General features: G+C 66.8%; 4 protein-coding genes. All 4 read right to left on the bottom strand.

Going from position 1 to position 3,798, the window contains the following annotated elements; translation table 11 throughout:
* Positions 1–1,492 (bottom strand): DNA polymerase III subunit alpha (gene dnaE, locus RMO30_RS08700; protein WP_309712074.1); only part of this gene is annotated, 1,492 nt, incomplete at its 3' end.
* A 123-nt stretch (positions 1,493–1,615) separates the two neighbouring features.
* Complete coding sequence (locus RMO30_RS08695) at positions 1,616–2,536, bottom strand: RluA family pseudouridine synthase (RefSeq protein ID WP_309712071.1); 921 nt, start codon at positions 2,534–2,536, stop codon at positions 1,616–1,618.
* A complete protein-coding gene (gene lspA, locus RMO30_RS08690) occupies positions 2,536–3,042 on the bottom strand; it encodes a signal peptidase II (protein ID WP_309712068.1) in 507 nt (168 codons plus the stop codon). Before lspA ends, RMO30_RS08695 begins: the two co-directional genes overlap by 1 nt.
* Positions 3,043–3,079: 37 nt before the next feature.
* On the bottom strand, positions 3,080–3,798 hold a 719-nt coding region (locus RMO30_RS08685; RefSeq protein ID WP_309712065.1), incomplete at its 5' end, for a DivIVA domain-containing protein.

The raw sequence follows: 3,798 nt of genomic DNA, 5'->3' as shown, positions 1-3,798 counted from the left end.
CCTGGGCCGCCTCGGCGTCGGTCTCGAGGATCGCCCGGAGGTCGGCGGCCTCTTTGTAGCGCTCCGCCGACGGGGTGACGACATCCGTGAGCGTCATCTCCTTGCCGAGCACGGGCGGTGGGAATGCCTTCGTGAGCTTCTCGCCGACGCTGAACGGCATCCCGAGCACCCTCGCGGAGTCCTTCATCGCCTGCTTGGCCTTGATGGTGCCGTACGTGACGATCTGCGCGACCCGGTCGTCACCGTACTTGTCGGTCACGTAGCGGATGACCTCGCCGCGGCGGCGATCGTCGAAGTCGACATCGACGTCAGGCAACGAGACGCGGTCAGGATTGAGGAATCGTTCGAAGATCAGCCCGTAGCGTTGCGGGTCGAGTTCGGTGATCCCCATCGCGTACGACACGAGCGACCCGGCGGCAGAACCCCGGCCCGGGCCGACCCGGATGCCCTGTGCCTTCGCCCAGGCGATGAAGTCGGCAACGACCAGGAAGTAGCCCGGGAAGCCCATCTGTTTGATGACGCCGACCTCGTAGTCGGCTTGACGCCGGTGCTCGTCGCTGACCCCGCCCGGGAAGCGCACGAGCAGACCGCGCTCGACCTCTTTCTCGAACCACGACCCCTCGGTTTCACCTTCCGGCACCGGGAACCGCGGCATGAGGTCGCGCTTCTCGAACTCGACGTGGGTGCGCTCCGCGATGAGCAGCGTGTTGTCGCACGCCTCCGGGTAGTCGCGGAACAGCTGGCGCATTTCGACGGCCGACTTCAGGTAGTAGTCCTGGCCGTCGAACTTGAAGCGGTTCGGATCGTCCATCGTCGACCCCGACTGAATGCACAGCAGAATCTCCTGCGCGTGGGCGTCAGCGGCGTGGGTGTAGTGCAGGTCGTTGGTCGCGACGAGCGGCAGACTCAGTTCCTTCGCGAGCCGGATGAGGTCGGCCTGCGTGCGGCGCTCGATCTGAAGCCCGTGATCCATGATCTCGACGAAGTAGTTGTCTTTGCCGAAGATGTCGCGGAACTCCGCCGCGGCCGCGACCGCCTCGTCCCACTGCCCGAGTCGTAGCCGGGTCTGCACCTCGCTCGACGGACATCCGGTCGTCGCGATGAGACCCTTCCCGTAGGTGCTCAGCAGGTCGCGATCCATCCGCGGTTGGAAGTAGTAGCCCTCGATCGAGGCGAGCGACGACATCCGGAACAGGTTATGCATGCCTGAAGTCGTCTCGGCGAGCATCGTGATGTGGGTGTAGGCGCCCGACCCGGAGACGTCATCCTGCCCACCATCGCCCCAGCGCACCCGGGTCTTGTCGGTGCGGTGGGTGCCGGGCGTGAGATACGCCTCGGTGCCGATGATCGGCTTCACCCCGACGGCGTTCGCCTGCTTGTAGAAGTCGTAGGCACCGAAGTTGTTTCCGTGGTCGGTGATCGCAATCGCCGGCATCCCCTGTTCGGCGACGGCCTGCATGAGCTCGCCGACTCGCGCGGCGCCATCCAGCATCGAGTACTCGCTGTGGACGTGCAGATGCACGAAGGAATCGGTCACGAACTCTCCGGGGTCGACCCCCAGGATAAGCCTTGTGCTGAGCAGCGCCCGCCCGTTGGCGCGTGTCGAAGAGCGCCCTCAGTCGGCACGCAGAACGTCGAGAGCATGTTGGAGGTCGTCGGGGTACGGGGACTCGAACTGCACGTACTCCCCCGTCGCCGGATGCCTGAAACCGAGCCGGTGGGCGTGCAGCCACTGTCGCGTGAGGCCGACGCGCTCGGTCAGCCCCTTGTCGGCGCCGTAGAGCGTGTCGCCGACACACGGATGGCGTTGGGCCGCGAGGTGCACCCGGATCTGGTGGGTGCGCCCGGTCTCGAGCGTGACCTCGAGGAGACACGCGGCGCGCATCGCCTCGAGCGTCTCGTAGTGGGTGACGGCATGCTTGCCCTCGGCGCGAATGGCGAACTTCCAGTCGTTGGAGGTGTGCCGCCCGATGGGAGCATCAATGGTGCCGGCGAGCGGATCGGGATGGCCCTGCACGACCGCGTGGTAGATCTTGTCGACCTCGCGGTCATGGAACAGCCGCTTGAGCTCGGTGTACGCCGACTCCGACTTCGCCACCACCATGAGGCCGCTCGTGCCGACGTCGAGCCGATGCACGATCCCCGCGCGCTCGCTGGCTCCCGACGTCGAGATGCGGTAGCCGGCGGCGGCGAGTGCGCCGAGCACCGTGGGACCGCTCCACCCGGGCGCAGGGTGCGCGACAATGCCGACCGGCTTGTCGATCACCACGAGGTCATCGTCGTCATGCACGACGCGAAATCCGGGCACGAGCTGCGGAATGACGCGTGGCGCCTCCCTGGGCGCCCACTCGACCTCGAGCCAGCTATCCGCGCGGAGGCGGTCGGACTTGCCGACGAGAATCCCATCGAGGCGCACTCCCCCGGCCTCGAGCACTTCGACCGCGAAGCTGCGGGAAAACCCCAGCAGCTTCGCCAGGCCGGCATCCGCACGCTCGCCCGCGAGCCCTTCGGGAACCGGGAGGCTGCGCTGCTCCATCAGAGAGACTCGGGTTCGTCCTTGCGACGCACGCCGTCAAGACCGACGTTACGCAGCGACAACAGCAGGAACAGCCCCATCGCCGAGACGACAGCGATGTCGGCGACGTTGAAGATCGCCGGGAAGCCCCACACCTGAATGAAGTCGATGACATGACCGACTCCGAACCCGGGCGGCCGCGTCAGGCGATCCGTCACGTTGCCGAACGCGCCACCCAGCACGAGACCGAACATGGTCGCCCAGCCGAGTGAGCGGATGCGCGGAGCAAACCAGATGATGAAGACGATGGCTCCGATCGCAACGATCGAGAGGATCCAGGTGAATCCCGTCGCAAGCGAGAACGCCGCTCCCGGATTCTTGACATAGTGCCATTGCAGGATCTCACCGAGGACCGGAACGGTCTCGTTGAGTTCCAGATTGGTCGTGACCAGGAATTTCGATCCTTGGTCAAGCCCGTACGCCACGAGGGCGACGGCGGCGAGTAGCCCGAGCGCGCGGGGACTCACCCGCCGCTTCTGCGGTGCGGCGTCCTGCGCAGTCGGGTCAGTTGCCCGTACCAAAACCCGTGTACTCGGTGGGCTGCGGGGCTCCGTAGGCCGGTGCGGCGGCGTAGTCGGACTGCTGCTGCTGGCCGTAGCCGGTCGGCGCGGCGTACTGCTGCGGAGCGGCCGCGACGGCAGCCTGCGCGGGCGCCGCACTCAGTGCATTCGAGGTCTCAAGCTCGCGGAGCTGGCCCTCGATGTACCCGCGCAGCTTGGTGCGGTACTCGCGCTCGAACTGGCGCAGCTCTTCGACCTGGCGCTCCAGCTCGTTCTTCTCCTGCTGGAGGGCTCCGAGCTGGTTGCGGGCACCCTGCTCGGCATCCGAAACGACGCGCGCCGCAGCGGCGTGCCCCTCGGCGATCAGCGCGTCACGCTTCTCCATGCCTTCGCGCACATGCTCCTCGTGGAGGCGGCGGGCGAGCTGGAGGAGGTTGTTGGTGTTGCCCGGGTCCATCGCGTTCGGGTCGAAACCAGACGGCGCGAAGGCGGCCTGCTCGGGCATCGGTGCCTGCGGCGGGGCCATCTGCTGCGGGGCCATCTGCTGCGCCCCACTGCGCTGCAGCTCGGCGAGACGGGATTCACCGGCGACGAGACGCTGACGTAGCTCCTCGTTCTCCTGGTTCAGGCGGCGCAGCTCGACGACCACCTCGTCGAGGAAGTCGTCGACCTCGTCCTGGTCGTAGCCCTCGCGGAATTTCGTCGGGTTGAACCGCTTGTTGA

The organism is Pseudolysinimonas sp., assembly GCF_031389465.1.
Classification (GTDB): domain Bacteria; phylum Actinomycetota; class Actinomycetes; order Actinomycetales; family Microbacteriaceae; genus Pseudolysinimonas_A.
Note: the sequence above shows the minus strand (reverse complement) of the source record. Positions and strands in the feature narration are given on the sequence as shown.